Genomic DNA, 25,637 nt, shown 5'->3' on the forward strand with positions numbered 1-25,637 from the left:
AGTTTGCCATGCGAAAGTAGGGAATCGCCAAGCTCTTATCCTAAAAACCCAAGCCTCATCGCTTGGGTTTTTTTTTGACCTGAGTTTTTCCAACTGTTGAGCGCAGCTCATTATGCTCAGTTAAGCATAATAACAAATGCCATGGTTAACTTAATTCATAGGTTTATCATGCTGTTTATGCACAGATTGAGTTTGGGACAATAAATACCGAAATCCCTTTAATGCAGACGCCTAACCTTAAAATCTATAAATGTAACCTATTGATTATAAAAATATTAATCTTCTGTATAAAAATGATACAATCTAAACAACAGATAGGTTTAATCGGGTCTGAATAACGTTATCTATATCTTATACACAGAGTTATCCACAAAAACTGTGGAAAAGCGTACATGTGCTTGATTATTAAATTTGAATGCGGAAAACAGCTAAAAATTAGCAAAGTCACCTATCAATTCCACTGGCAGGAAGCTTACTATGGAAAACATAATTAAACATTGGACCAAGATAAAATAAATATGATGTGGTTCGACTTGGATGCCAACTCCAAATAGCATGGAATATTTAAGCATGAAAATTAATAATTTCGATCCGGTTCAAACCGAGCTTCTGAAGGGCGTAAACCTGATTGAAGCCAGCGCCGGAACAGGGAAAACCTATGCTATAGCGATGCTGGTGCTACGTTTTGTAGTCGAGCAGGGTATTTCCATTGAAAAATTGCTGGTGGTCACATTTACCAAAACGGCAACCGAAGAGCTTAAAGACCGCGTGCGATGCAGATTGGCAGAGGCTAGGCGAGCTTTGGATGGGCATGCCGAAAACATCGACAAGAATATTATCGTCTGGCTGGCTAATCTGGATATAGAGCCGGAACTGGTCAAGCAACGTCTTCAAATGGCGCTGCTGAATATAGACCAAGCCGGAATTTTTACCATTCATGGTTTCTGTCAACGTGTTTTAAGGGAACATGCGCTGGAAAGTGGGCAATTATTCGATGCCGAATTAACCGGCGATTTGGCGGATATTAAACAGGCTTGTGTAGATGATTTTTGGCGTAAGCAGGTATACCAACGTTCGGCGTGGGAGGTTGAGGTATTAACGGCGGGCTTTAACACCCCGGATGCTTTGTTTGCCAGCATTGCCGCCTTTCCCGGTAACGGCTTTCAAGCTCAAATCTATCCGGATTGTCAGAGCTTGGAGATCACATTAAAAGAATTACAACGGCAAGCGGACTTGGCTAAAGACTCCGGTGACCTATGTGCAAATACTTTACGGCATTGTTTCGCCGACGGAAAATTCAAGACTAGTTATACCGATGCATTCGATTATCACTATAAATCGCTAAGTGCGTGGCTGCATGGTGCCACCACATGCATTCCCGATGCTGAAGCGTTTGCCTTATTGACCGGAAACGGTTTGATGGAAGCCCTGCATGGCGGTAAATTCAGAGCCAATAAAACCCATACCGGCGAGCAGCGTAAGGCCGAGTATCTAGCTGAATTAGCGATAGATACCTCTGTTTTCGATGCGCTGGCGTTGGCGTTTACACAAATTGCCCTGGTATTTCGCAAAACACTGTTAGACCATTTGCGCGAGGAGATGGATAAACGCTTGCAACTGCTTAATGTACTGTCGTTCGATGACTTAATCAGCCGCTTGGCTGAGGCGTTGCAAAGCGAAAAAGGCGAACTGCTGACGGCTGAATTACAACAGCGTTTTGAAGTCGCCTTGATCGACGAATTTCAGGATACCGATGACAGCCAGTGGTTTATTTTTTCCTCATTATTTGCCGCTCCCAGCCAGTATTTATATTTAATCGGCGATCCCAAACAGGCAATTTATAAATTTCGCGGTGCGGATATTTATTCGTATCTGGATGCGCAAAAGCAGGCCGAGCATCAATTTACCTTAGGCAAAAATTGGCGATCGCATCCGAAATTGGTCGATGCAGTCAATGCATTGTTTCAAAGAGAGCGAGCCTTTTTTCTGGATGGTCTGGAATTTATTGACGTAAAGCCTGGCTTGTCGGCAGATAACGGCGAACTACATCAAGCAGGACAAGCAATGCCGCCGATGATGTTGTGGCAGTTACCTGAAAGCGATAGTAAAACGGGGTACTGGACTGCGGGCAAGGCGGCCGAGGAAATCAGGATTGCCGTTGTTAATGAAATAGCCGAGTTGTTGACAGGTGATTACGCATTGCAGCCGATGAATCGAGCTTTGCACCCCAAAGACATTGCGATTCTGGTAAGAACCAATACCCAGGCCAGAGACTATCAGGCAGCATTGCGCCTGGTTGGTGTACCTTCAGTGTTAAACAGCACGGAATCGGTTTTTGCTTCGCAGGAAGCGGCCGATTTATACAGCCTGTTGCAGGCTGTCGCTCAGCCCGGTGATGGCGGTCTACTCAAGCAAGCGCTGACGCTGGACTGGTTTGATTTGGATGGCCAAACGGTCTATCAGCTTAGCAACAACGAAATAGAACTCGACGCCTGGATGTCGCGGTTTCTGAACTATTATCAGAACTGGCAGCAGAACGGATTAATGGCGATGATGCAGCATTTGTTTCGTGAAGAAAAAATCAGGGCAGGCATCTCTAAAACATTGATGGCGGAAAGGCAATTAACTAATCTGTATCATCTTATCGAACTGGTACAACAGGCTGCCGTTGATGAGCATCTGGGCATCAATAAAACCCTGGACTGGCTATGCAATGCGATTGTTAAAGAAAGTAGCATCGAAGAGCAGCAGTTGCGTCTTGAAAGCGATGACGATGCGGTCAAAATTGTCACCATGCATCGCTCCAAGGGCCTGGAATATTCAATCGTATTTTGCCCTTATCTTTGGCAACGTAGCGATCGTTTAAACAGCGAACGATCGTTGATCAGGTGTCATGAAAATGGCTGGACCATAGTCGATTTGGGGTCAGGGGATTTTGATCGATACCGCAAACTGGCGTTAGACGAAGAGCTGGCCGAGGATTTGCGGGTGTTCTACGTCGCGGTTACCCGCGCCAAATACCGCTGTTATATTGCTTGGGGCGACGTACGTTCTCAGGACACGACGAATGATTCGTCGATGGCTTGGCTGCTTGAATTTGCTGAAGCCGATTTTTCCCGGCAACAGGCAAAACTGAAAAGCTTTCAGGATCAGGCCGGGCAGGCTTTTGCCTACCGCTTGCTGGAAGTGCAGGGTGAGTTAAACGGAAGCTATCAAAAATCGGTCGTACACGCCCAATTACAGGCAAAAAAGCGTAAAAGATCGCTATATACCCGCTGGCAGATGAGCAGCTACACGGCTTTGTCTGCATTAAGCCAGCATGATGCGCCGGAGTTGCCGGAAGATAAGGCCGGAGAACAGATGCTCACCGTCAAGCCTGAACCCGGTAATGCAGTAATGGAATTACCTCGAGGCGCGCATACCGGCAATGTCGTGCATGATCTGCTGGAAAATAATGCATTCATCGAACTAGCCCAGCGTAAGGATATTACATTGCAGCGGGACAAGGCTTGCCAACGCTACGGCTTAAAACTGGAACGCCCGGCTTTGCTTGATGAACTGTTGCAAGCGGTGGTTTCAACACCGCTGTCTGCAACCCATACCGATTTTTGCCTGATGAATCTGATGGAACAGCAGTGTCTAAAGGAAATGCCGTTTTACTTATCGATGCAAATGATGGACGCCGCCCAGATTAATCATATTCTGCGCGACACACCGGCTTTTCAGCCGTTGACCGCCAAGCAGATGTGCGGTTATCTGACTGGATTTATCGATCTTATCTGCGCGTATCCAAGTTCAGCAGAAAGCCGTTATTATGTGATGGATTACAAAACCAACGGCCTGCAGGATTACAGCCCCGAAAGCTTGACCCATGCGATGCGCGAACATAATTACGGCTTGCAATATTGGATCTACACGGTAGTGCTGCATCGTTACTTACAAACGCGATTGCCGGATTATGATTACGAAACCCATTTCGGCGGTGTGCGTTATCTGTTCGTGCGCGGCATGCGGCCGGATCAGCCGATGAGCGGCGTTTATCAGGATAGGCCCGATTTGGAACGGGTTGAAGCGTTGGCGGCGTTGTTTGGGGGTGATAATTGATAGATTACGATTTGAGTGCAGGAACGCAAACCGAACCCAGATCATTTAGCCGTTTGGATATTGCCTTTGCCCGCTTTCTGAGTCAGCGCACCGGCTTAGACCCGATACAAAAGCAGGCTTTTGAAACCATCGCGATGACAGCCTCTTACGAGCAAAACCAGGGTCACAGTTGCATTCAAATAGATGACAATGCCCGAACATTGCTGCTTGCTTCAGGACTGGTAGAGACCAACCTTGAAAACCAACTCAATCCCTTACCGCTGGTCATCGAACAGGATCGCCTGTATCTGCACCGCTACTGGAATTATGAAAACCGGCTGGCGATGCAGATCAAGGCAATGACCCAGGCCGAACAATCGATTGAAAAACTCGACGCGATGCTGGATCGTTATTTTCCGGATGCGATAGCTGGAGCCGACGATCAGCGTGAAGCGGCAAAAATGGCGGCGCAACAGTCTTTCTGCATCATAACCGGCGGCCCGGGCACCGGAAAAACATTTACCGTCGTTAAAATCCTGGCGTTATTGCAGGAATTGGCGGAACAACCGCTGCATATTGCATTAGCGGCGCCGACCGGAAAAGCAGCCATGCGTCTTCAGGAGTCGATCGGTTTTAGCAAGACGAAATTGCCGTGTCCGGACGCGATAAAAAATCGCATCCCGGAAACCGTAACCACCTTGCACCGCTTGTTGGGCGCGATGCCGCCCTCTTCATATTTCCGGCATCATGCAGATAAACCGTTGGTTTATGACTTGGTTGTGGTTGACGAAGCATCCATGGTCGATCTGGCCTTGATGAGCAAATTGCTTGACGCGATAAAGCCCGGTGCGCGCTTGATCTTATTGGGTGACAAGGATCAGCTGGCTTCGGTCGAATCCGGCGCGGTGTTAGCCGATTTAGCGATGGCCGAGACTTTGCAAAACAACGTCTACACGTTAAAGACATCGCACCGTTTCGGCGGCGCTATAAAAGAGTTGGCCGAAGCGGTCAACCTTCAGCAGGATCAACTTGCCTGGCAAATTTTATCCGATGGTGGAGACGAAGCCGTGCAATGCCTGCATGAAGATTTGATCGATTATGTAGCCGCACAGCAAGCGGAGTATTTGCAGTTGATTAAAGCCAACGCCGAATTTGAGCCTATTTTTCAGGCGTTTAGCCGTTTTCAGGTGCTGTGTTCCAACCGGCAGGGGAAAAACAGTGTTGCCGACATCAATTATCGGGTTGAGCAAAAACTGGCCGAGCAAAAGCGCATCGACTTGTCCGGTTTATGGTATGCGGGGCGGCCGGTCATGGTCACGCAAAACAACCCGGCGCTGAATCTTTATAATGGCGATATCGGTATTTGCATGCAGGACAGCGTTCCTTCGACAGGCTCCTCAGGACAACTGATGGTATTTTTCCAACGCGCCGACGGCAGTATCAAAAAATACCTGCCTGCGCGCATACCGCATTGCGAAACCGTTTTTGCGATGACCATACATAAAAGCCAAGGCTCTGAATTCGAGGAAGTGTTGATCGTCCTACCCGAAATCATCAACCCTGTGTTAACCAAAGAATTACTGTACACGGCGATTACCCGAGCAAAGAAAGCTATCAAACTGGTAGCAAGTGAGGCGGTATTTTCTGCGACAGTCAGGCAAAAAATCGAAAGAGTTACTGGATTGGTTGATAAGTTTACAAGCTGAAAAGGTTTTATTTTAGCTGGCGCCGGAAAAGCTTCCGCTCCTGCTCACGCCCCTTACCTACATCCATGTAGGCAACGCCTGTTCTCGCTGACGCTCGAACCGGCTTATTCCGGCTTACGATCCCTCTTATTCTTTCATCTTCCTTTCCAGTTCTTCCTGGGTCAAATGCCGCACATCTTCGCCTTTGACCATATAAACCAAACTCTCACAAATATTGCAGGCATGGTCGCCGATTCTTTCCAGCGAACGGGCAATCCAGAGTACATCCAACATTCTGGTGATATTTCTCGGGTCTTCCATCATCCGGGTAATCAGCTGCCGGATAATACTGCCGTATTCACGATCGACATTTTCATCCAAACCGGTAATCGTAGTGACGTCCTCGACATTCATTCGGGCAAATACGTCCAGAGCGCCATGAAGCATTTCCTGAACCAATTCCGCCATGTGTTCCAGTTCGTAATATTGGTCATGCTTGTTGTCAGTATTCGACAATTGTATTGCCATTTCGGCGATGCGTTCGGCCATGTCGCCGACGCGCTCAAGCTCATTGACAACCTTGATGACGGTGATTAATAACCTTAAATCGAATGCCGCAGGCTGCCTCAGCGCAAAAATCTGCATACATTCCTGATCGATAGCCATTTCCAGTGCATCGACCTGATTATCCTGTTTGATAACCAGTTCGGCCATTTCCACGTCCCCGGTCGAGAAGGCCGTTACAGCGAGTTCGATCTGCTGTTCAACCAGTCCGCCCATGGTTAAAACTTTATTGCGCACATCTTCCAGCTCTTTATTAAACTGGCCTGAGATATGTTGCCCTATTTTGCTGTTGTCCATTGCTTGCTCCTTTGCTTGTCCAGTTAGCCGTATCGACCGGTAATGTAATCTTCGGTTTGTTTCTTGCGAGGATTGGTAAATAACTCGCTGGTTGTGCCCATTTCAATCAATTCGCCCATATACATAAACGCAGTGTAGTCCGAAACCCGGGCAGCCTGCTGCATGTTATGCGTCACAATGACTATAGTATATTTTTCTTTAAGCTCATTGATCAGCTCTTCAATTTTTAATGTTGAAATAGGATCCAGCGCCGACGCAGGCTCATCAAGCAATAATACTTCGGGTTCTATCGCAATCGCTCTGGCAATCACCAGACGTTGCTGCTGTCCACCTGACAAGCCCAAGGCGTTATCATTCAGGCGGTCTTTGACTTCGTCCCACAGCGCTGCGCCGCGTAAGGAGTTTTCAACCGTTTCTTCCAATATCCGTTTGTCATTAATGCCCTGAATTCTAAGGCCGTAAGTGACATTCTCGAAGATCGATTTGGGGAAAGGATTGGGCTTTTGAAATACCATGCCGACGCGTCTGCGTAAAGCGGCCACATTAACGGATTTGTCGTAAATATTATCACTATCCAGCAATATCCTGCCTTCGATGGTCACGTTATCGACCAGGTCATTCATCCGGTTGATGCAACGCAGCAGTGTCGATTTGCCGCAGCCGCTGGGGCCGATATAGGCGGTTACTTTTTTCTTGGCCATTTCCATATTAACGCCATGCAAAGCCTGCTTTTCCCCGTAGAAAAGATTTAAATTTTCTACTTTGATACAGGTTTCATTCTGCTCGTCCATTCCTTTCTTTTCACGTAAAACTGAACTTACATCAATGGTATGTGTGCGTACTTGTTGTGTTGTCATGTCTTTAACCTTCTAATGCTCGGTATTTTTCTCGCAAATGGTTTCTGATTAAAATGGCTGATAAATTCAGCCCAACAATGACCAGTACCAACAGTAATGATGTTGCATAAACCAACGGTCTCGCCGCCTCAACATTGGGGCTTTGAAAACCGACATCATAAATATGAAAACCTAGATGCATAAACTTTCTGTCTAAATGCAAAAATGGATAATTGCCGTCCAGCGGTAACGTGGGCGCCAGCTTAACGACACCGACCAGCATTAACGGAGCTACTTCGCCTGCCGCCCGTGCCACAGCCAGAATCAATCCGGTCATCATCGCAGGGCTTGCCATCGGCAATACCGTCAGCCATAGGGTTTCCAGTTTGGTTGCGCCCAACGCCAGACTGCCTTCGCGTATCGATCTGGGAATACGGGCCAAGCCTTCTTCCGTTGAAACAATAACCACCGGCAAAGTCAATAAAGCCAGCGTGATTGAAGCCCACAGCAACCCTGGTGTGCCGTAGACCGGCGCGGGCGATGCTTCCGGATAAAACAGCCGGTCGATGTTACCGCCCAGGATATAGACAAAAAAGCCCAAGCCGAATACGCCGTAAACAATGGAGGGAACCCCCGCCAGATTGTTAACTGAAATCCTGATTAATCGGGTAATAAAGCCTTGTTTTGCATATTCGCGTAAATATACCGCGGCAATGACGCCAAACGGGGTTACGATAACCGACATCATCAATACCATCATGACCGTACCGAAAATAGCCGGGAAAATTCCCCCTTCAGTATTGGCTTCACGCGGATCATCAGTTAAAAACTCAACCACCTTAACGCCATAATGCTTGATTTTATCGAACGAGCTCATGGTGTTCGGCTGGAAAACCCTGACTACTTTAGCCAATGGAATTTCAACCTCACTGCCGCTTTCGGTTTTAGCGACCAGGCTATCCCGTCTAATTTGTCGATACAGCTCACTTAATTGCGTTTGATATTCTTTATATTCAACTTCCAGGTCGGTCTTTTCGGCGGCTATCTGTTGCTCGGCTGCCGCATCCCAGCGATTTTTCAATTGCAGTCTTTTTTGTTTAAGTCTTAACTGTTCCAGACTATAGTTGATCGCTCCGACTTCCTTTTTTTCCAGATGGGCTATTTTCTTAAAAACCGTTAAAGCTTCATCTAATCTCGTTTGAACAGCGGGCCAGGCTTGTGCGCCTTCAGCGATAATCTTGCCGTTTTCCTTGACCGCAACCAGTTGGCCGTAAAAATTACCCCATTCCCGCCGTTCAATCACCATCAGGTCGTCAGGAGACTGTTGCTGCTTAACATTCCGTTCCAATATCCAGCGAAAATCAGTACCGGTAATATCCCGGTTACCGGTTTTAATCAAGTATTGCACCAGAGTATCTTCATCATCGGCCATTGCATAGCCGGTTGACTTGGCCATCACGGCCGGGGTAATACTGGTATCGATATGTTCGCCGATAATTGTCTGGAATTGTCCGTCCGGTTCCTGATAGGTGAACTGTACAACTTGGGACGGCCAGAAGTGGCCGGCTCCACGCACTAAAATCAAGCCCAGCACACCAACCACCATAATAAGGCAGGTACTGACTGCCGCCGCATTGAGCCATACCCAGGGAGTACCGCTTTTAAACCATAATCTGATCATAATGAGCTATATCTTTCACGTAAGCGCTGACGAATGACTTCGGCCAGCGTGTTAAAAACAAAGGTAAACATAAACAACACTAGGGCCGCTAAAAACAAGACCCGATAATGTGTACTGTCCACTTCCGATTCCGGCATTTCCACCGCGATATTGGCAGCCAGGGTACGTAAGCCCTGAAAAACGCTTAAATCCATCACCGGCGTATTTCCAGTTGCCATTAACACAATCATGGTTTCCCCAACGGCGCGGCCGAAACCGATCATCACCGCGGAAAAAATACCGGGACTCGCAGTTAACAGCACAACCCTGACCATGGTTTGCCAAGGGGTAGCCCCCAGCGCCAGAGAGCCCACGGTCAAATGTTTCGGTACGCTGAAAATGGCATCTTCGGCGATTGAAAAAATGGTTGGAATAACCGCAAATCCCATCGCCACGCCGACCACCAGCGCATTGCGCTGGTCATAGCCTATGCCCAACTCAGCCTTAAACCAGTCGCGCAAAGTGCCGTGGAACAAAAATGTTTCCAAAGGCACGCTTACCTTAAAGGCGAACCAGCCGCTGAGTAAAATGACTGGGATCAATATAGCGGCATCCCAACCTTCCGAAAGATTATCAGTTATGGCTTTGGGCACAAATTCCCAAGCAAAAGCAAACAGCATGACGCCGACAGGAACTATCATCAACAGTGCAAAAAATCCTGCCAGATGCTCTTCCATGAACGGAGCCAGCCAAAGACCGGCAAGAAACCCTAAAATAACCGTCGGCAATGCGCCCATGATTTCAATAAAAGGCTTCACGTACTGCCGCATACGCGGAGTCATAAAATAAGCGGTATAAATCGCCCCCATCAGCGCCAGGGGTACGGCTACCAACATGGCATAAAATGCCGCTTTCAGAGTGCCGAAAACCAGCGGCGTTAAACTGTATTTAGGTTCAAAATCACTGTTTGCTGAAGAAGACTGCCAGACATAATCGGGCTTTGGATAGCTTTCATACCAGACTTTCTGCCAAAGCGACCGGATAGAAACCTCTGGATGCTCATTATCGATATGCCAGAAATGCATTTTGCCATCTGCTGACTGCACCAACAGTGCATTCGCTCTCGGCGACAAAACCGCTGCGGTTGGCAACGCATCGCTGACGCGTTCTTTAATCATTTCTCTTTCAGAGGTTGAATGATAAATGCCAACGACGCCGTCGGCATCCGTGGTCATAAAGCCTTTACGGCGCTGTTCGGAATTGATCGCAACGACCGCTTTATCAGACACTTTAAATGCCCTGATTTTTTGCATGGCGGGGCGGTTCAACTTGTCTTTAACCATGCTCCACTGTGAGACCAGACCGCTGGAGTCTCCTACCATCAGCGAAAGGTCGCCATTTAAAAAAGTCACGCTGGTGACTTTTTGCCCGGCATCCACCACATTCTGTTGCTGTCTGATAGCAGGATTGCTCTTGTCGCTAATATCAAAAAAACCGAGCTGACCGTCTTTGCTGATCATGTATAGGTTGGATTCATCCTTATCGATTAAGATATCCGCAACGCCCCCCGCCGGCTGTTCCAGAACTGAATCCGTACGCGTTAAGGCGGCCTCATCGGCAAACAATGATTGTTCTTTTTGGAAATTGATTAAATGGATTTTACCGGGAGCCTCCGGCATATCAGCCGATTTTGCGACTATCGTCGTCGCATTCTCGCCAACTTTAACCGCGATTTTGTCCAAAGCGGCACCGGAATCGTCCAGCACCAAAGGTTGTTCGCCTAACGGGTATTTAAGCGATGGTGTAATAACCCGCACATTGTTCGGATAAGTGACTTTATATTGATGTTTAACAATAACCGCCCGTCCATCGGATAAACCGTAAATGACTGCGCCTTCATTGATAGGGCTGCCTTGGGCAAAGCTGGTGATATGTGTACCCGCCGGTATTGCCACCGCCTGTGTCAATACCGTTTTTCCGTTAGCGGCGTCAAAAAATACCACTTGTCCGCTGTCGGTAAACCGGGCGCCTACTTCATTTTGCTCTTCGATCTCCAGCAGCAAGGTGTTGCCCTGCGCCTGTTCCGGCACCGCGTATTCACTGACCGATTCTGCACTGGCCGATATAAACAGCGGATAAACCACATACAGCAAATAAAAGAAAATCAGTACGATCGCGACAATTACACCCAGACCACCGGCTATTACACCATAGCGTGCCAATGCATCTTTTATGAGTCGCCAGCGCTGATGATATTCACCGGAACTGATTTTTATGGAGGAGGGGGTTATGGATGTATTTATTTCTGACATACTGAAAATACTAGAAATTAAATGAAACTATGATATAACAAAAAAACAAAAAAAACGGCCAAGATTCACAAAGCAAACCTTAGCCGTATTTTTGTTCGATGCGCCTTTACTTTCTGAGGGGGAAGATAACAACACACTAAACCAACATCCTTGTTTACGCATCCTTGCGTGACCTCAATCCAATCCTTAATCTTTATTTAAGCGTAGCCAGTACCTTATCAACAACTTTCGCAGGCAGAGGGATATAGCCGTCTTTTATAACCACTTGCTGACCGGTTTTGGACAACACCATTTTGATGAACTCATTGTCTAACGGCGCCAGCGGCTGATTCGGCTTCTTGTTAACGTAAATATACAAGTAACGTGTCAAAGGATAAGTGCCCGCAATTGCATTTTCAGGTGTTGCATCAACAAAAGTCTTGCTGCCTTTCTTTGCCAAAGGAACCATCTTGACGCCCGATGTGGTATAACCCATGCCGGAGTAACCGATGCCATTAACCGATGAAGTGACGGATTGAACGACGGAAGCTGAACCGGGTTGCTCGTTTACGTTGTTTTTAAAGTCGCCTTTGCATAAAGCGTGTTCTTTGAAATAACCGTAAGTGCCGGAAACCGAGTTACGACCGTATAACTGAATGCTTTTTGATCCCCAAACGGCAACACCGGCGTCACCCCATGTTTCAATGCTTTTTTCGCCGCCGCATTTATTGGTTGAAGAGAAAATTGAATCAACTTGTTCCATGGTTAAGCCCTTGACGGGGTTGTCCTTGTTAACAAGAACCGCCAAGGCATCAATAGCGACCGGAATAGCGGTAGGCTTGTAGCCGTATTTATCTTCGAAAGCTTCAAGTTCGTCATCTTTCATTTCGCGGCTCATAGGGCCCAGGTTTGAGGTGCCTTCGGTCAGCGCAGGAGGCGCTGTAGAAGAGCCCGCCGCCTGAATTTGAATGTTGACGTTAGGATAAGCGCGGTTGAATTCTTCAGCCCATAATGTCATCAGGTTGGCCAAGGTATCAGAACCGACACTGGATAAGTTGCCTGAAATACCGCTGGCTTTTTGATATTCGGGAACACCGGAATCAACAGTTTGTACTGCGCCTGCAACACCACTGACTAATGCAGTGATACCAAAACCCATCGCAGTAACTAACGATTTAGTTTTAAAAGATAATTTCATCATGAACTCTCAAAATAATTTAAAGTGACGCTATTATGTAAATAGAATATGACAAGGATATTACAGCGCAGCATTTTTTGTTATGCTCAGCCTTAAGCGAAAAAACATTATTACAGTAACCTTTTTGCCGGGCAATTCATATTCGTGTCATTAAATATTAATACTGGGCTGTTACGCTTGAGGGCTCATTAATCAGATTATTCCTGGAATTACACACTTTAATATATGTCCTTACAATTTGAATTTCCGGTAGATTTAACCGCTGAAAACTTTATCGCCAAATTAAGCCATGAGGCGACCATCAAGCCGGCTTCACGGCAGTCTTGCTGTAAAACCTATTACGACAGCTTTGACTGGCGCTTATACTCAAATGACATCATTTACGAATTTAACCAATCAAAATCCGCTTCATTCTTAACCTTGAGATCCCTTAAAAATGATTCGGTTATTGCCGAGTCAACACTTAAGAAAGCGCCTTTATTCAGCCAAGAATTCGAGCCTGGGATAATAAGCGATACCTTGGCGCCGCTATTGGAAATGCGCGCATTATTACCCGTTTGCACGCTGGATTATCAAATCTATCATCTGAACGTCATCAATAAAGATGAAAAGACCATACTGCGCTTGTTAATTGAAGAGTACGGCCAATTCAATAACCGTGTTTCGCTGCAATCGGTAAGAGGTTACGATAAGGCCGTTGAACATATCATTGAGATATTGACAACGACACTGGGTTTAACGGCCACGGATAAACCCGTTCTGCAAACAGCATTGCAATTTCAGGGACGCAAGCCTAAGGATTATTCATCAAAACTGAATATCAACCTGGACCCTGACATGCGTGCCGATATCGCCGGCAAATATATTTACAGTCACCTGCTAAAAGCCATCAAAGTCAACGAGCAGGGCACTATCGCCGACACCGACAGCGAATTTTTGCACGATTTTAGAGTGGCAATCAGAAGAACCCGTGCAGGACTCAGTCAAATTAAAGGCATACTGCCCGCTAACATCAGCGCCTACTACACCGATTTTTTCTCCTGGCTGGGACAGATCACCGGACCAACACGGGACTTGGATGTTTATCTGTTGAGTTTTGAGAGTTATAAAAACAGCCTGCCCGCTTCAATCAGGGAAGATATCAATCCCTTATATGATTTTTTGCTGTCTAAACAGCAAAAAGCCCAGAAAGAACTGGCAAAAAAACTGCAATCGACCAAATATCTGTCCACCCTGGCTGAATGGGAACAGTATCTTAAAGAACCCTCCTATAAAAAACCGCTTGAGCAAAATGCCAAACTGACCATTAAGGAACTGGCAGACCGGAGAATATGGAAAGTTTTTACTCGCGTATTGGAAGAAGGCGAGTCGATTACCGACTCATCACCGAGCGAGGCATTACATGACTTAAGAAAATCCTGTAAAAAACTGCGCTATTTGATGGAATTCTTCCAAAGCCTTTATCCGGAACAGCAAATAAAGTACCTGATTAAAAATCTGAAAGGACTTCAGGAAGTGTTGGGGGACTTTCAGGATTATGCCGTTCAAGAGCACAATCTAAAATTGTTCAGCGAAGAAATGATGGCGCTTAACACCCATGCCAATACCTTTTTAGCTATGGGCGTACTGGTTCAAGACCTTGATGCCCATCGATGCCGTGCCCGCGAAGACTTCGCATCAAGATTTGAAGACTTTAAGCAGGAAGAAAACCGGTCGGTCTTTAAATTGCTTTTCGCTCCGGCAAAGCCGCACAACCATCAGCATTGAGTGTGTAGAATACATCCACCCGAGATTATTGTATTATTTATCAATGGAATTATTTCAGCATGGGTAGATCGGGAGCAATGATGTCGAATGTCAGAAATAATCATTTTTCAAACTTACGCCTAATTAAACTATAAGGGTTAAATACTATGAGTAGATTCAAGCTGATAATAGGTTTTTTGTTGGTCATGTTGATTGCCGGTTGCGCCGGAGGCGCTACATATGAAAGTACCGGGGAATATCTGGATGATTCCGCCCTGACTACTAAGGTGAAAACTTCGATATTGGGCGATTCATCGCTTAAACTGTTACAAATCAATGTTGAAACTTTTAAAGGCGTCGTTCAGCTAAGCGGGTTTGTGGATTCCGCGTCTGCTGCGAATAGAGCGGTGGAACTGACGAGAAAGGTTAAAGGCGTTAAATCGGTTAATAACAGCTTAATTGTGAAATAATCGCAGTTGTATAATCCACACGGATGTGGGCAATGCAGATATTAAAAAAGCAGTCAAAATAAATACGTTAGAAAATATATTTATACAGGCAATCATCGGTAACGGTTCCTGCGTTACCCTGTCTATTAATCATACAGCCGTATCCGGCTTGCATCAGGCTAACGCCAGCTCATGCTCATCCAATACAAATCGAGTTACAAATGTCGCGTTGGCGTCTTCAGCCTCCTGTTGACCGGTCTCGGCAATTGCTTCTCTATCTCCTGCATCCATGCTGCGGTCATTTTGAGCATAAAGCAAATTCATAATTTCAGGGCTTAAGGCAAAGTCAAAGCCGACGTTAAGCTCGTCATCCTGCTCCGGTAAAAACAGCTGCGCCTTGGTCGCCACCCAATTGATAATCATAAATATGCCTCTTCAGTGCGTTAAGTCTCGGCTGATTATGCAACATTACAATTAAATTTAGATGACAGTTATAAGACAATAAGATGACACTAAAGTTTCAGAGCAGTTTGCCTGAGTTCATACAGGCAAACGGTACGAAGTAACACTCAAGTGCACATTGTTAATCCAGCATTCCGGCTTGAATAATGAAATCTTCAACCGCTTGAAGACCTTCTTGGGTTTTCAAATTGGTGAACACAAACGGCCGTTCACCGCGCATTTTACGCGCATCGCGATCCATGACCTCCAGCGATGCACCGACATAAGGCGCCAGATCGATCTTGTTGATGACCAGCAAGTCCGAACGGGTAATGCCGGGCCCGCCTTTGCGCGGTATCTTGTCGCCGGCCGAAACGTCGATCACATAAATCGTCAGGTCGGCCAGTTCCGGGCTGAAGGTTGCGCTGAGATTATCGCCGCCGCTTTCGACCATGATGAAGTCGAGATTATCAAAACGCTGGCTTAACTCATCGACCGCCGCCAGGTTCATCGATGCATCTTCCCGAATTGCGGTATGCGGACAACCGCCGGTTTCAACGCCCAAGATGCGTTCCTCCGGTAGCGCCTGGCTGCGAATCAAGAACTGCTGGTCTTCCCTGGTGTAAATATCATTGGTCACCACGCCGATTTCGAAATTGTCGCGCATTTGCTTGCATAGCGCGTCGACCAATGCGGTTTTGCCGGAACCGACCGGGCCGCCGATACCTACTCTTAATATTTGTTTAGTGCTCATATAGTCTCTCAAGAACGAAATAATCTGGAATACTGCATTTCATGCCGGCTACTGGCCAAGGCCAGGCCGAACGCGCTGCCGCCGATGTCATGATCGGCAATACTCAGCGCTTCGTCGACTAAAGCCGGTATTCTTCCGGCCAAGTCTGTCAATAATCGTTGCCCGGCCACTTGTCCTAACGGCACCAGCTTGACCGCGCATAACACCTGGTTTTCCAGCCAGCTCCACAAATAGCCGATCACGGTTTCGCGTTTGGGTACGCCCCAGTTCACAGCGGCAAAAGCGAAGATTGTAGCCAACGTGGCCTCGGGCTTGCGAATCCAGCGCTGCATACCGGCTATGTCCATCGAATCCAGCAACCTTGCCAATGCCTGGCCGGTGTGCCGGTCTTCGGCTCTTAATTCGGAAGTCTCCCGGCACGCAAGCAGCGTTCCGCTCCAATATTCAACCCTCTCAATATCACTGCATTTCCAGGCATCATAAAGCCGCGCCAGAATCGGTAAATCGATGCGCGTCAAACAGATCTCCATCAAGCCGTTAAGCCATTCATCGGCATCGCTTGCATTGTTTATCCAGCCATCATCGACCGCTCGTTCCAAACCTTGCGAATAGCAGTACATGCCTATCGGCAGGCCGGAACTGACCAGTTGCAGCAGACGCAATAACGCCAGATCAGTGACCATGGCCGTGATACGCGCCTTGCTCCGGCTCGAAAGGCAACACTTCATGGGTGACCGTTAAGCCCAATCCTTCCAGCATATGATCCAGCACATGATCGGTCAGGAAGCGAAGCTCGCCCGGCAGAATCTGCAACGCGACATGGCGGTTACCCAAGTGATAACAAGCCTTGGCGAATTGCAGCGCGTCGTCGGTGCGCACCACCGATAGCGATTCCGGCGCCGCATCGACCAGCACCCGGTAATGGTCGGGGCCGGTCAGCACAGAACCTTTGCGCAACACTTGGCCGCGCGGCAAAAAAAGCCCGATTTTGGTGCCGTTGTCGGTTTTAAGCAGCAGGCGGCTTTTCTGGCGCGATTCATACGGTAGCGTTACTACGTCGTCAGTAGCGGTCTCCGGCGGAGCCAGTTCAGTCAGTTTCAGCATAGTCAAAACAAAAAATAACGTTGGGCGAAAGGCAGCACATCGGCCGGTTCGCAAGTCAGCAGCAGGCCGTCGGCGCGGACCGAATAGGTTTGCGGATCGACTTCGATATGCGGTTGGTAGTGGTTATGGATCAAATCCTTCTTGCCGATGGTTCGCGTATTCGCCACCACGCCGATCCTTTTGTTAAGCCCTAAAGTTCCTGCAACATCGGACTCAACCGCAACTTTAGGCAAAAAGAACATCGAAGTCGCCGACGCGGTCTTTCCGAACGAGCCGAACATCGGCCGGTAATGCACCGGCTGCGGCGTTGGAATCGAGGCATTCGGGTCGCCCATCGGCGCCGCGGCAATAAAGCCGCCTTTAAGAATCAGGCTGGGTTTGACCGCGAAAAAAGCCGGATTCCACAACACCAAATCGGCCAGTTTGCCGACTTCGACCGATCCGACTTCATGCGCGATGCCGTGGCTGATAGCCGGGTTAATCGTGTACTTGGCGATATAACGCTTGATACGGAAATTGTCGTTGCGCGGTGAATCTTCCGCCAAACTACCGCGCTGCGCCTTCATTTTATGCGCGGTCTGCCAGGTGCGGATGATGACTTCGCCGACCCGGCCCATCGCCTGGGAATCCGAAGAAATCATCGAAAACGCGCCCAAGTCATGCAGAATATCCTCGGCCGCGATGGTTTCGCGGCGAATCCGCGATTCGGCAAACGCCACGTCTTCGGCAATGCCCGGATCAAGGTGATGGCAAACCATCAGCATGTCCAGATGCTCGTCGACGGTATTGATCGTATAAGGCCGGGTCGGATTGGTTGACGACGGCAGCACATTAGCCTCGCCGCAAGCCCTGATAATATCCGGGGCATGGCCGCCGCCCGCGCCTTCGGTATGATAAGTGTGGATGGTGCGGCCTTTGAACGCGGCAAAAGTATCTTCGACAAAACCGGATTCGTTCAAGGTGTCGGTATGAATCGCGACTTGCACGTCGAAGCGGTCGGCCACCGAAAGACAGCAATCGATAGCCGCTGGCGTCGTGCCCCAGTCTTCATGCAGCTTCAAGCCGATCGCTCCGGCACGAACCTGTTCTTCCAACGCAACCGGCAGACTCGCGTTGCCTTTGCCGAGCAAGCCGAAATTCATCGGAAAACCGTCCAAGGATTGCAGCATGCTGTGAATATTCCACGGCCCCGGCGTGCAGGTCGTCGCATTAGTGCCGGTCGCGGGGCCGGTGCCGCCGCCGATCATCGTGGTCACGCCGGACATCAAGGCTTCATCGATTTGCTGCGGACAAATAAAATGGATATGTGCGTCAATGCCGCCGGCGGTCAGGATTTGTCCTTCCCCGGCGATAATTTCGGTGCCGGGGCCAATGACGATATCGACGCCCTGTTGCGTATCGGGATTTCCGGCCTTGCCGATGGCGGCAATGCGGCCGTTTTTGATGCCGACATCGGCTTTGATAATGCCCCAGTGATCGACGATCAGCGCATTGGTGATTACCAGATCCATTGCCAGCGTGGAATCAACCTGACTTTGGCCCATGCCGTCGCGGATGACCTTGCCGCCACCGAATTTAACCTCATCACCATAAACCGTGCGGTCGGCTTCGACTTCAAGAAACAAGCCGCTGTCGCCCAGACGCACCCGGTCGCCGGTGGTCGGTCCGAACATATCGGCATAGGCTTGCCTGCTGATCCTGCTCATAGATTTTTCTCCAATGCGCCCATCACGTCCTGGCGGAAACCGTAAATTCGGCGCAATCCGGCAAACGCCACCAATTGTATTTCGCGTTGCTGGCCGGGTTCGAAACGCACTGCGGTACCGGCTGGAATATCGGGCCTGAATCCGCGTGTAGCTGCACGGTCGAATTGCAAAGCCGGATTGGTTTCGAAAAAATGATAATGCGAGCCGACTTGAATCGGCCTGTCGCCACTGTTCGCAACCACCACGTTTATCGTCGCGCGGCCTGCGTTCAGTTCGATGTCGCCATAGGCGGGGATGATTTCTCCGGGTATCATGGTTTTATTCCTATATATCATATATAGCGTGGGGCGTGTCATGCGCGCCATTTCCGCTGCTTATTGGCGTGCACGGCACGCCCTACTTGTTATTCGATCGGGTTATGGACCGTGACCAGCTTGGTGCCGTCCGGAAATGTCGCTTCAACCTGCACATCGGGCAGCATTTCCGCGATGCCTTCCATTACATCGTCGCGGTAAAGCAGGGTGCGGCCGAACTCCATCAATTCGGCGACCGTGCGGCCGTCGCGCGCACCTTCCATAATCGCGGCGCTGATAAAAGCCACGGCTTCCGGATAATTAAGCTTCAGGCCTCTGGCTTTGCGGCGTTCGGCCAGCAAGCCTGCGGTAAATATCAGCAGTTTGTCTTTTTCGCGTGGTGTTAGTTGCATTGTTTTATTCCGGTCATTATTTCAACTTCTATTTTATTCAGACTTTTGTTTATGATTCCCACGCTCTGCGTCATCGCCATTAAGTTAGGTCTTGTAGGAGCGGGCCGCGCCCGCGATGAGAACGCTACAAGTCCGCAATCGCTATGTAAATGTCGCGGGCACGGCCCGCTCCTACGAAGTGTCGATAATGGTAGTGATGCTCTGCGTAAACGATGAACATAAACTTCGTACTCTTCGTGTCTCGGCAATTGCTCCTGCATCCATGCAAGTCAGTCGTGGCGCATAAACTCAAGTCGCCCAAATTCGCGGCGCACAAGCTTTGCGTTGTACGGAATCCGGCCGCACAATCGCCCAAACCTGTTCGAAAAAACCGCGCAGCCGGTCGCTTCTGTCATCAATAGCTCTACAGACCAGCAGATCATCAATGAGAGTCACGCCGCAGCTTTTACTATCGCTGATTAGTTGCTGGACTGCGGCCAAACTTTCAGCTCCGGCAGGGCTGGCAAACAGGGTTCCGCAAGCCGATAAGCCCTGTAATCCCCAGCGGGCCGCAAAAGCCTTCGCATCCAAATGCAGGCGTTCCAAAAATAAAGGCTGATTTTCGCAATAAACTTGCCAGCTCATATCCGCTAAACCTTCATCGAAACGTTCGCCACAAGCCGGGCGGCCCAACGACAAAATCTCCCAGCCGATAAAACGTGCGCCAGCAGCCAATTCGACATTAACAGACGATCTTAACTGTGCGCCTTGATAAATAATCGTTTCCTGCGGCAGCCATTCCAGCGCCGCTCCTTTCTTCACTTTGATCGAAACGGTTTGGACAGCCTGCTCGCCATTGCTACGATAAAACTTTCCGGCCGCGGGCGTGGTAATCAGCGCATGGCTGTGTGGTTCGGCATTGATGCAAAGGTTCAAACGGTCGCCGCCGACAATCCCGCCCGGGGGGTGCAGGATATACACATGGCACACGCCGCCTTCCGGGTAAAAAGGCCGTTGTACTGTTAGCGGGCCTTGATGGCGACGGTGCGTAAGTACGGTTTTATCGTGTTTTTGCTCAAAGCCGAGTTCCAGTTTTGCTTGCCAGCCTTGGTTTTGTGCGACGTTACAGTCAGCAATTTCAGCGTACGGCAGGGCATCAGGTTTCAAAGCAGTGTTACCATTGTTTGTTCGTATTACTTGGTGTTTGTTTTATCGGCATGATGGTATGCACAGCGTACCCTACGCTATAGGTTGTGAAACCAACGGAAAAGTCTCCGGGTGACGAATTGAATCGACATGCAAATCAATATCCAATTCCGGCCAATAAAGATGGTGTGGTTGGGGACGATCAACATGGAAAAGCTCTACTACCGGCGCTTTGCGAAACCACGGAAACTCCAAAAATGAAACGAATAGTTCCTCCTTTTCATCAAGCAGTATCCAGAAACCGTGTTTGGTAACGCCGGAAACCTCAATCGGGGAAATGTCTGTGCCAAGCATCTTTAATCTCCTGCTCGTGTAAATTTTCTCGTTCCCATGCGTAGCGCTCATCATATACACATCTCAATGTAGGCCGGAATAAGTCGGTCCGCGCCTTAGCGCAGGACTGGCGTTTCCGGCTACGATTGCCGGAAACGCCCACCCTGGCTATCGCCGGGTGGGCTTATTCCGGCCTACATCCTGTATTTAAAATCATCAACAAATTATCCAAGTTTACAATTAAACGCCAGGGTTATAATTCTCAAACCGTCAAATACCGCTTAACCATGTCATCGCTCAATTCATCCATCGCCCCGGCAGCCACTCCTCGGCCTCTATCCATAATATAAAACCGGTCGGCAACCTTACGTGCAAACGGCAGTTTCTGCTCCACCAGCAACACGGTCACGCCCAATTCGTTTTTGATTTTGATAATGCCTTCGCGCACTTCGTCCTTCGCTTCGTCGCCTTGTTTAAGCAAGGGCGTCGTTATGCCTTTGGCTCGGTTCAGGCGGATAATCACATCGCCGATTTCGCTGACGATATTCGGCTGTATGCCTTCGGTCGGCTCGTCCAGAATCAGCAATTTAGGATTCAACACCAAGGCCCGGCCGATAGCCAGTTGCTGTTGCTGGCCGCCGGACAAATCGCCGCCGCGCCGTTTGAGCATTTGTTTCAGCACCGGAAAAAGTTCATAGATATGTTCCGGTACTTTTTTGATGCCTTGTTTTCGTACCGCGCGCAGGCCGATTTTCAGGTTTTCCTCGACCGTCAGCAACGGAAAAATCTCCCGGCCCTGCGGCACAAAACCTATGCCCAGCTCGGCGCGGTGTTCCGGTTTGGCAAGGGTTAATGCCTCGCCATTGTAGTCGATAGCGCCGTCGCGCACGGCGATCAGGCCCATGATGCATTTCAGCAAAGTCGTCTTGCCGACGCCGTTGCGGCCCATTAAACACAGGCAGGAACCGGCCGGTATATCGAGATTCACATCCCACAAGGTATGGCTGCCGCCGTAATATTGATTCAATCCGCTAATTTTCAGCATCAGTCCCCCAAATAAACCTGTATCACGCGAGGATCGTTCTGCACCTCGTCCATCGTGCCTTCCGTCAGCACCGAGCCTTCATGCAACACCGTCACATGTTTGGCAATCGAGCGGACAAACTCCATATCGTGCTCGACCACCACAATCGAGCGTTCGCCCTGCAACGATAACAGCAGTTCCGCGGTGCGTTCCACTTCCTGGTGAGTCATGCCCGCAATCGGCTCATCGACCAGCATGACTTTAGGTTCCTGCATCAGCAACATGCCGATCTCCAGCCATTGTTTCTGCCCGTGCGACAGGATGCCCGCCGGTTGCGACCTCAATTCAACCAGCCCTATTGTTTCCAGCACTTGCTCGATACGGTCGCGTTGCGCGCCGGTCAATTTCGCAAATAAGGTCGACCAGACGCCTTTGTTGGTCGCCAAAGCCAGTTCCAGGTTTTCGAACACGCTGAGCATTTCAAATACGCTGGGCTTTTGAAATTTACGGCAAATCCCAGCCTTGGCGATGGCCGGTTCGTCCATTTGCAGCAAGTCGATGGTTTGCCCGAAAAACACCGAGCCGGTATCGGGTCGGGTTTTGCCGGTAATCACATCCATCAGCGTGGTTTTACCGGCACCGTTTGGCCCGATCAAACAACGCAATTCCCCGGCGTCGATATACAGCGACAGCTTATTCAAGGCTTTGAAGCCGTCGAAACTGACGCTGACATCTTCAAGATAAAGAATCGGGCCGTGACTGGTATCGACCTGTCCCGGTTTAAGCGCTAAGCCGTTCATTGTTTTTGCTCCTGCAATCGACGTTGCCAGAATCCGAGTAGGCCGTCAGGCAATAGCACGGTCACCAGAATAAAAGTCGCGCCGAGGAAAAACAGCCAGATTTCCGGCGCCCATCCGGTCAGCAGAGTTTTGGTGTAATTGACCAGCACCGCGCCGACAATCGCGCCGTACAGCGTGCCGCGCCCGCCGATAGCGACCCAGATCACGATTTCCAATGAGTTCAACGGCGAGAATTCGCTGGGATTGATAATACCGACTTGCGGCACATACAACGCCCCGGCAATCCCGGCCAGCATCGCGGCAAACACAAAAATCCACAGTTTGAACAGTTCAACGCGATACCCTAAAAAACGCACCCGCATTTCTTGGTCGCGAATCGCAGTCACCACCCGGCCCAGCTTGCTGTTGACGATCCAACGGCTAAGCAAAAAAGCCAAGATCAGGATTATGCCGGAAGCCATCAACAAACAGGCGCGCACGGCATCGGACTGGCTATTAAAGCCGAGGATTTCCTTGAAATCGGTTAAACCGTTGTTGCCGCCGAAGCCCATTTCATTCCTGAAAAAAGCCAGCAACAGCGCATAAGTCAGCGCTTGGGTGATAATCGAAAGATAAACGCCGGTCACCCGTGAGCGGAACGCCAGCCAACCGAATAAAAAAGCCAGCGCACCGGGAACCAGCACAATCATGATTGCGGCAAACCAGAACTGGTCGAAACCGTGCCAGTACCAGGGCAGGGCTTTCCAATCGAGAAACACCATAAAATCGGGCAGCAGCGGGTCGCCGTAAACGCCGCGATTACCGATCTGGCGCATTAAATACATGCCCATCGCGTAGCCGCCGAGCGCAAAGAATGCGCCGTGACCCAGGGCCAGAATACCGCAATAACCCCAAACCAAATCCAGCGACATGCCGAGCAACGCGAAAGTGATATATTTGCCCAGCAGCGACACCGTATAAGCCGAGAAATACAGCGGCGAGCCCGGTGAAAATATCAAATTGCACAGCGGAATAATCAGGCTGATTGCAGCCAGAACAGCCAGTACCGAGAGCGTGGCTTTATCGTTTTTAAACAGCATCGCTTAGCCCTCCACCGCGCGGCCCTGTTGCGGAAACAATCCGCGCGGACGTTTTTGAATGAATAAAATGATAAACACCAGCACCAGTATTTTCGCCAAAACCGCGCCTGCGTAGGGTTCGAGCAATTTATTGGCAATGCCCAGCGAAAATCCCGCCACCAGCGTGCCCCACAAATTGCCGACGCCGCCGAACACCACGACCATAAACGAATCGACGATATAAGCCTGTCCCAGATTCGGGCCGACATTGGTAATCTGGCTTAACGCGACCCCGGCGACTCCGGCGATACCGGAGCCCAAGCCGAAGGTCAACGCATCGACCCGGCCGGTCGGAATGCCCATCGCCAAGGCCATCTTGCGGTTCTGCGCTACGGCGCGAACTTCCAGGCCTAAGCGGGTGCGTTTGAGGATTTGCAGCAACAATACGAATACCAGCAAACAGAAAATCAATATGTACAAGCGGTTCCAGGTCAGCGATAAAAAGTCATTGATTTGCAAGGCGCCGCTCATCCACTCCGGCGTCGCGACGCTGCGGTTTAACGGCGAAAAAATCGAGCGCACGGTTTGTTGCAAAAACAGGCTGACGCCGAAAGTCGCCAACAGCGTTTCCAGCGGGCGGCCGTATAAAAAGCGGATAATGCCGCGTTCGATCACAATCCCGGTCAACGCCGAAATAATGAACGCAGCCGGTACCGCAATCGCCAGCGACAGTCCCAAATGGTTGGGCATCAGCTGTTGCGTGACATAAGTGGTATAAGCGCCGAGCATCATCAGTTCGCCATGCGCCATGTTGATCACGCCCATCACGCCGAAGGTAATGGCAAGGCCGATCGCGGCCAAGACCAGCACCGCGCCGAGGCTTAAACCGAAAAACAGGGTTTCGATAGCGGCATAGGCTTGCAGTTTCGAATTGATTTTTGCCAATGCGGCTTCGGCCTGATGGCGCACATCGTTGTCCGCTTCCAGGTAATGGCCGTCGCTATCTTTTTCGACCAGTTCATTCAAGCGGTTAACCACATTTTGGTTGGCCTGATCCTTTAATAAGTCTATCGCGGCCAAACGCACGCCTTTGTCGGGGCTGTTCAATTGTTCCAAGCCCAAAATAAGCTTGATTGCATTTTGTACCTTGTCATCTTGTTCCATCATAAGATGGCCGCGCAACAGCGCCAGGCTCTGGTCATCGATGGCTTTTCCCATCGCGCCGACGGCTTCTAGCCTTACGGAAGAATCATCATCATTCAGTTGCAAACGGCCGATTATTTTCCTCAATGAGGTTCGCAGGCTGTTATTAACAGTGATTTTTTGAGTAGCGGAGCGTTCGACGATGCCGAGGCTTTCCGAGCTTTTGGCGTCGGTCAGTTTGTAGCCGGTCTCGATTTCTTCGCCGATGACGAGTTTTTCATCGGCCTTAAGCGTCAATAAGCGTCCATCGAGCAGGGCTTGCAATACCGCAATGGCCCGTGGATTCGGCACTGCGGCCAGTTGTTCGATAGCCTGGCCACGCTCTTGCATGGACCCGGCTTTAAGATTGGATAAAGCGGCCGAGAACGCATCTTCGGCGGCAATTTCCTGACCGATACTCAAGGTTGGCGACATCAGGAACAATCCCAGCATTACCCGGCAACACCATCTGAAAGAATTCGGTTTCATGTCATCTCCATAAATCATTGATAAGCGGGCTAGCTATATTAAGCCGAGCAGCTCGCCAGTTAGGGAACGAGCGAATGTAACTAGTACGAGCCCTCTCCAGAGGGAG

General features: G+C 49.4%; 22 protein-coding genes. 4 read left to right on the forward strand and 18 right to left on the reverse strand.

The window, feature by feature from the left end; genetic code table 11:
- Positions 1 to 570: 570 nt before the first annotated feature.
- Together recB and recD are read left to right on the forward strand one after the other, a co-directional pair.
- On the forward strand, positions 571 to 4,104 hold the full coding sequence (gene recB, locus V7051_RS05205) for an exodeoxyribonuclease V subunit beta (RefSeq protein ID WP_333873975.1): 3,534 nt from the start codon (positions 571 to 573) through the stop codon (positions 4,102 to 4,104).
- On the forward strand, positions 4,101 to 5,789 hold the full coding sequence (gene recD / locus V7051_RS05210) for an exodeoxyribonuclease V subunit alpha (protein WP_333873974.1): 1,689 nt from the start codon (positions 4,101 to 4,103) through the stop codon (positions 5,787 to 5,789). The genes recB and recD overlap by 4 nt, the downstream gene beginning before the upstream one ends.
- Positions 5,790 to 5,915: 126 nt before the next feature.
- Here recD and phoU read toward each other — a convergent pair whose 3' ends face one another.
- The 5 genes from phoU to V7051_RS05235 all read right to left on the reverse strand — a co-directional run bounded on the left by phoU (position 5,916) and on the right by V7051_RS05235 (position 12,614).
- Complete coding sequence (phoU, locus tag V7051_RS05215) at positions 5,916 to 6,629, reverse strand: phosphate signaling complex protein PhoU (RefSeq protein WP_333873973.1); 714 nt, start codon at positions 6,627 to 6,629, stop codon at positions 5,916 to 5,918.
- 23 nt (positions 6,630 to 6,652) lie between these two features.
- A complete protein-coding gene (gene pstB, locus V7051_RS05220) occupies positions 6,653 to 7,486 on the reverse strand; it encodes a phosphate ABC transporter ATP-binding protein PstB (protein ID WP_333873972.1) in 834 nt (277 codons plus the stop codon).
- Between the two features lie 4 nt (positions 7,487 to 7,490).
- Positions 7,491 to 9,146 (reverse strand): phosphate ABC transporter permease PstA, encoded by a 1,656-nt coding sequence (gene pstA / locus V7051_RS05225; protein WP_333873971.1) that lies wholly within the window; start codon positions 9,144 to 9,146, stop codon positions 7,491 to 7,493.
- Positions 9,143 to 11,437, reverse strand: coding sequence for an ABC transporter permease subunit (locus V7051_RS05230; RefSeq protein ID WP_333873970.1), 2,295 nt, complete (start codon positions 11,435 to 11,437; stop codon positions 9,143 to 9,145). The genes pstA and V7051_RS05230 overlap by 4 nt, the downstream gene beginning before the upstream one ends.
- Positions 11,438 to 11,630: 193 nt before the next feature.
- Complete coding sequence (locus tag V7051_RS05235; RefSeq protein WP_333873979.1) at positions 11,631 to 12,614, reverse strand: PstS family phosphate ABC transporter substrate-binding protein; 984 nt, start codon at positions 12,612 to 12,614, stop codon at positions 11,631 to 11,633.
- A gap of 225 nt (positions 12,615 to 12,839) precedes the next feature.
- On the opposite strand from V7051_RS05235, the gene V7051_RS05240 reads away from it, so the two are divergent.
- Positions 12,840 to 14,381 (forward strand): CHAD domain-containing protein, encoded by a 1,542-nt coding sequence (locus V7051_RS05240; RefSeq protein ID WP_333873969.1) that lies wholly within the window; start codon positions 12,840 to 12,842, stop codon positions 14,379 to 14,381.
- A gap of 146 nt (positions 14,382 to 14,527) precedes the next feature.
- Positions 14,528 to 14,830: a BON domain-containing protein gene (locus tag V7051_RS05245; protein ID WP_333873968.1), complete on the forward strand. Its 303-nt coding sequence runs from the start codon at positions 14,528 to 14,530 to the stop codon at positions 14,828 to 14,830.
- A gap of 153 nt (positions 14,831 to 14,983) precedes the next feature.
- Here V7051_RS05245 and V7051_RS05250 read toward each other — a convergent pair whose 3' ends face one another.
- From V7051_RS05250 to urtB, 13 genes are all read right to left on the reverse strand, one after another.
- Entirely contained in the window at positions 14,984 to 15,232 is a 249-nt protein-coding gene (locus V7051_RS05250; RefSeq protein WP_333873967.1) for a hypothetical protein, read from the reverse strand.
- A 160-nt stretch (positions 15,233 to 15,392) separates the two neighbouring features.
- Positions 15,393 to 16,004 (reverse strand): urease accessory protein UreG, encoded by a 612-nt coding sequence (gene ureG / locus V7051_RS05255; protein ID WP_333873966.1) that lies wholly within the window; start codon positions 16,002 to 16,004, stop codon positions 15,393 to 15,395.
- A gap of 8 nt (positions 16,005 to 16,012) precedes the next feature.
- Complete coding sequence (locus tag V7051_RS05260) at positions 16,013 to 16,687, reverse strand: urease accessory protein UreF (protein WP_333873965.1); 675 nt, start codon at positions 16,685 to 16,687, stop codon at positions 16,013 to 16,015.
- A complete protein-coding gene (gene ureE / locus V7051_RS05265; RefSeq protein WP_333873964.1) occupies positions 16,677 to 17,108 on the reverse strand; it encodes an urease accessory protein UreE in 432 nt (143 codons plus the stop codon). The genes V7051_RS05260 and ureE overlap by 11 nt, the downstream gene beginning before the upstream one ends.
- A 2-nt stretch (positions 17,109 to 17,110) precedes the next feature.
- Entirely contained in the window at positions 17,111 to 18,814 is a 1,704-nt protein-coding gene (ureC, locus tag V7051_RS05270; RefSeq protein WP_333873963.1) for an urease subunit alpha, read from the reverse strand.
- Complete coding sequence (locus V7051_RS05275; RefSeq protein WP_333873962.1) at positions 18,811 to 19,128, reverse strand: urease subunit beta; 318 nt, start codon at positions 19,126 to 19,128, stop codon at positions 18,811 to 18,813. Before V7051_RS05275 ends, ureC begins: the two co-directional genes overlap by 4 nt.
- Before the next feature lie 89 nt (positions 19,129 to 19,217).
- Positions 19,218 to 19,520: an urease subunit gamma gene (gene ureA / locus V7051_RS05280; protein ID WP_333873961.1), complete on the reverse strand. Its 303-nt coding sequence runs from the start codon at positions 19,518 to 19,520 to the stop codon at positions 19,218 to 19,220.
- Positions 19,521 to 19,808: 288 nt separating this feature from the next.
- Positions 19,809 to 20,666, reverse strand: a complete 858-nt coding sequence (locus V7051_RS05285) for an urease accessory protein UreD (protein ID WP_333873960.1) — start codon at positions 20,664 to 20,666, stop codon at positions 19,809 to 19,811.
- 72 nt (positions 20,667 to 20,738) lie between these two features.
- Positions 20,739 to 20,999: a DUF2442 domain-containing protein gene (locus V7051_RS05290; protein WP_333873959.1), complete on the reverse strand. Its 261-nt coding sequence runs from the start codon at positions 20,997 to 20,999 to the stop codon at positions 20,739 to 20,741.
- 241 nt (positions 21,000 to 21,240) lie between these two features.
- Positions 21,241 to 22,023 (reverse strand): ABC transporter ATP-binding protein, encoded by a 783-nt coding sequence (locus tag V7051_RS05295; RefSeq protein WP_333873958.1) that lies wholly within the window; start codon positions 22,021 to 22,023, stop codon positions 21,241 to 21,243.
- A complete protein-coding gene (gene urtD, locus V7051_RS05300; protein WP_333873957.1) occupies positions 22,023 to 22,802 on the reverse strand; it encodes an urea ABC transporter ATP-binding protein UrtD in 780 nt (259 codons plus the stop codon). Before urtD ends, V7051_RS05295 begins: the two co-directional genes overlap by 1 nt.
- Positions 22,799 to 23,881 (reverse strand): urea ABC transporter permease subunit UrtC, encoded by a 1,083-nt coding sequence (gene urtC / locus V7051_RS05305; RefSeq protein ID WP_333873956.1) that lies wholly within the window; start codon positions 23,879 to 23,881, stop codon positions 22,799 to 22,801. The genes urtD and urtC overlap by 4 nt, the downstream gene beginning before the upstream one ends.
- A 3-nt stretch (positions 23,882 to 23,884) precedes the next feature.
- A complete protein-coding gene (gene urtB / locus V7051_RS05310) occupies positions 23,885 to 25,531 on the reverse strand; it encodes an urea ABC transporter permease subunit UrtB (protein ID WP_333873955.1) in 1,647 nt (548 codons plus the stop codon).
- Between the last annotated feature and the right edge of the window lie 106 nt (positions 25,532 to 25,637).

The organism is Methylobacter sp. (assembly GCF_036845245.1).
Taxonomy (GTDB): domain Bacteria; phylum Pseudomonadota; class Gammaproteobacteria; order Methylococcales; family Methylomonadaceae; genus Methylobacter_A.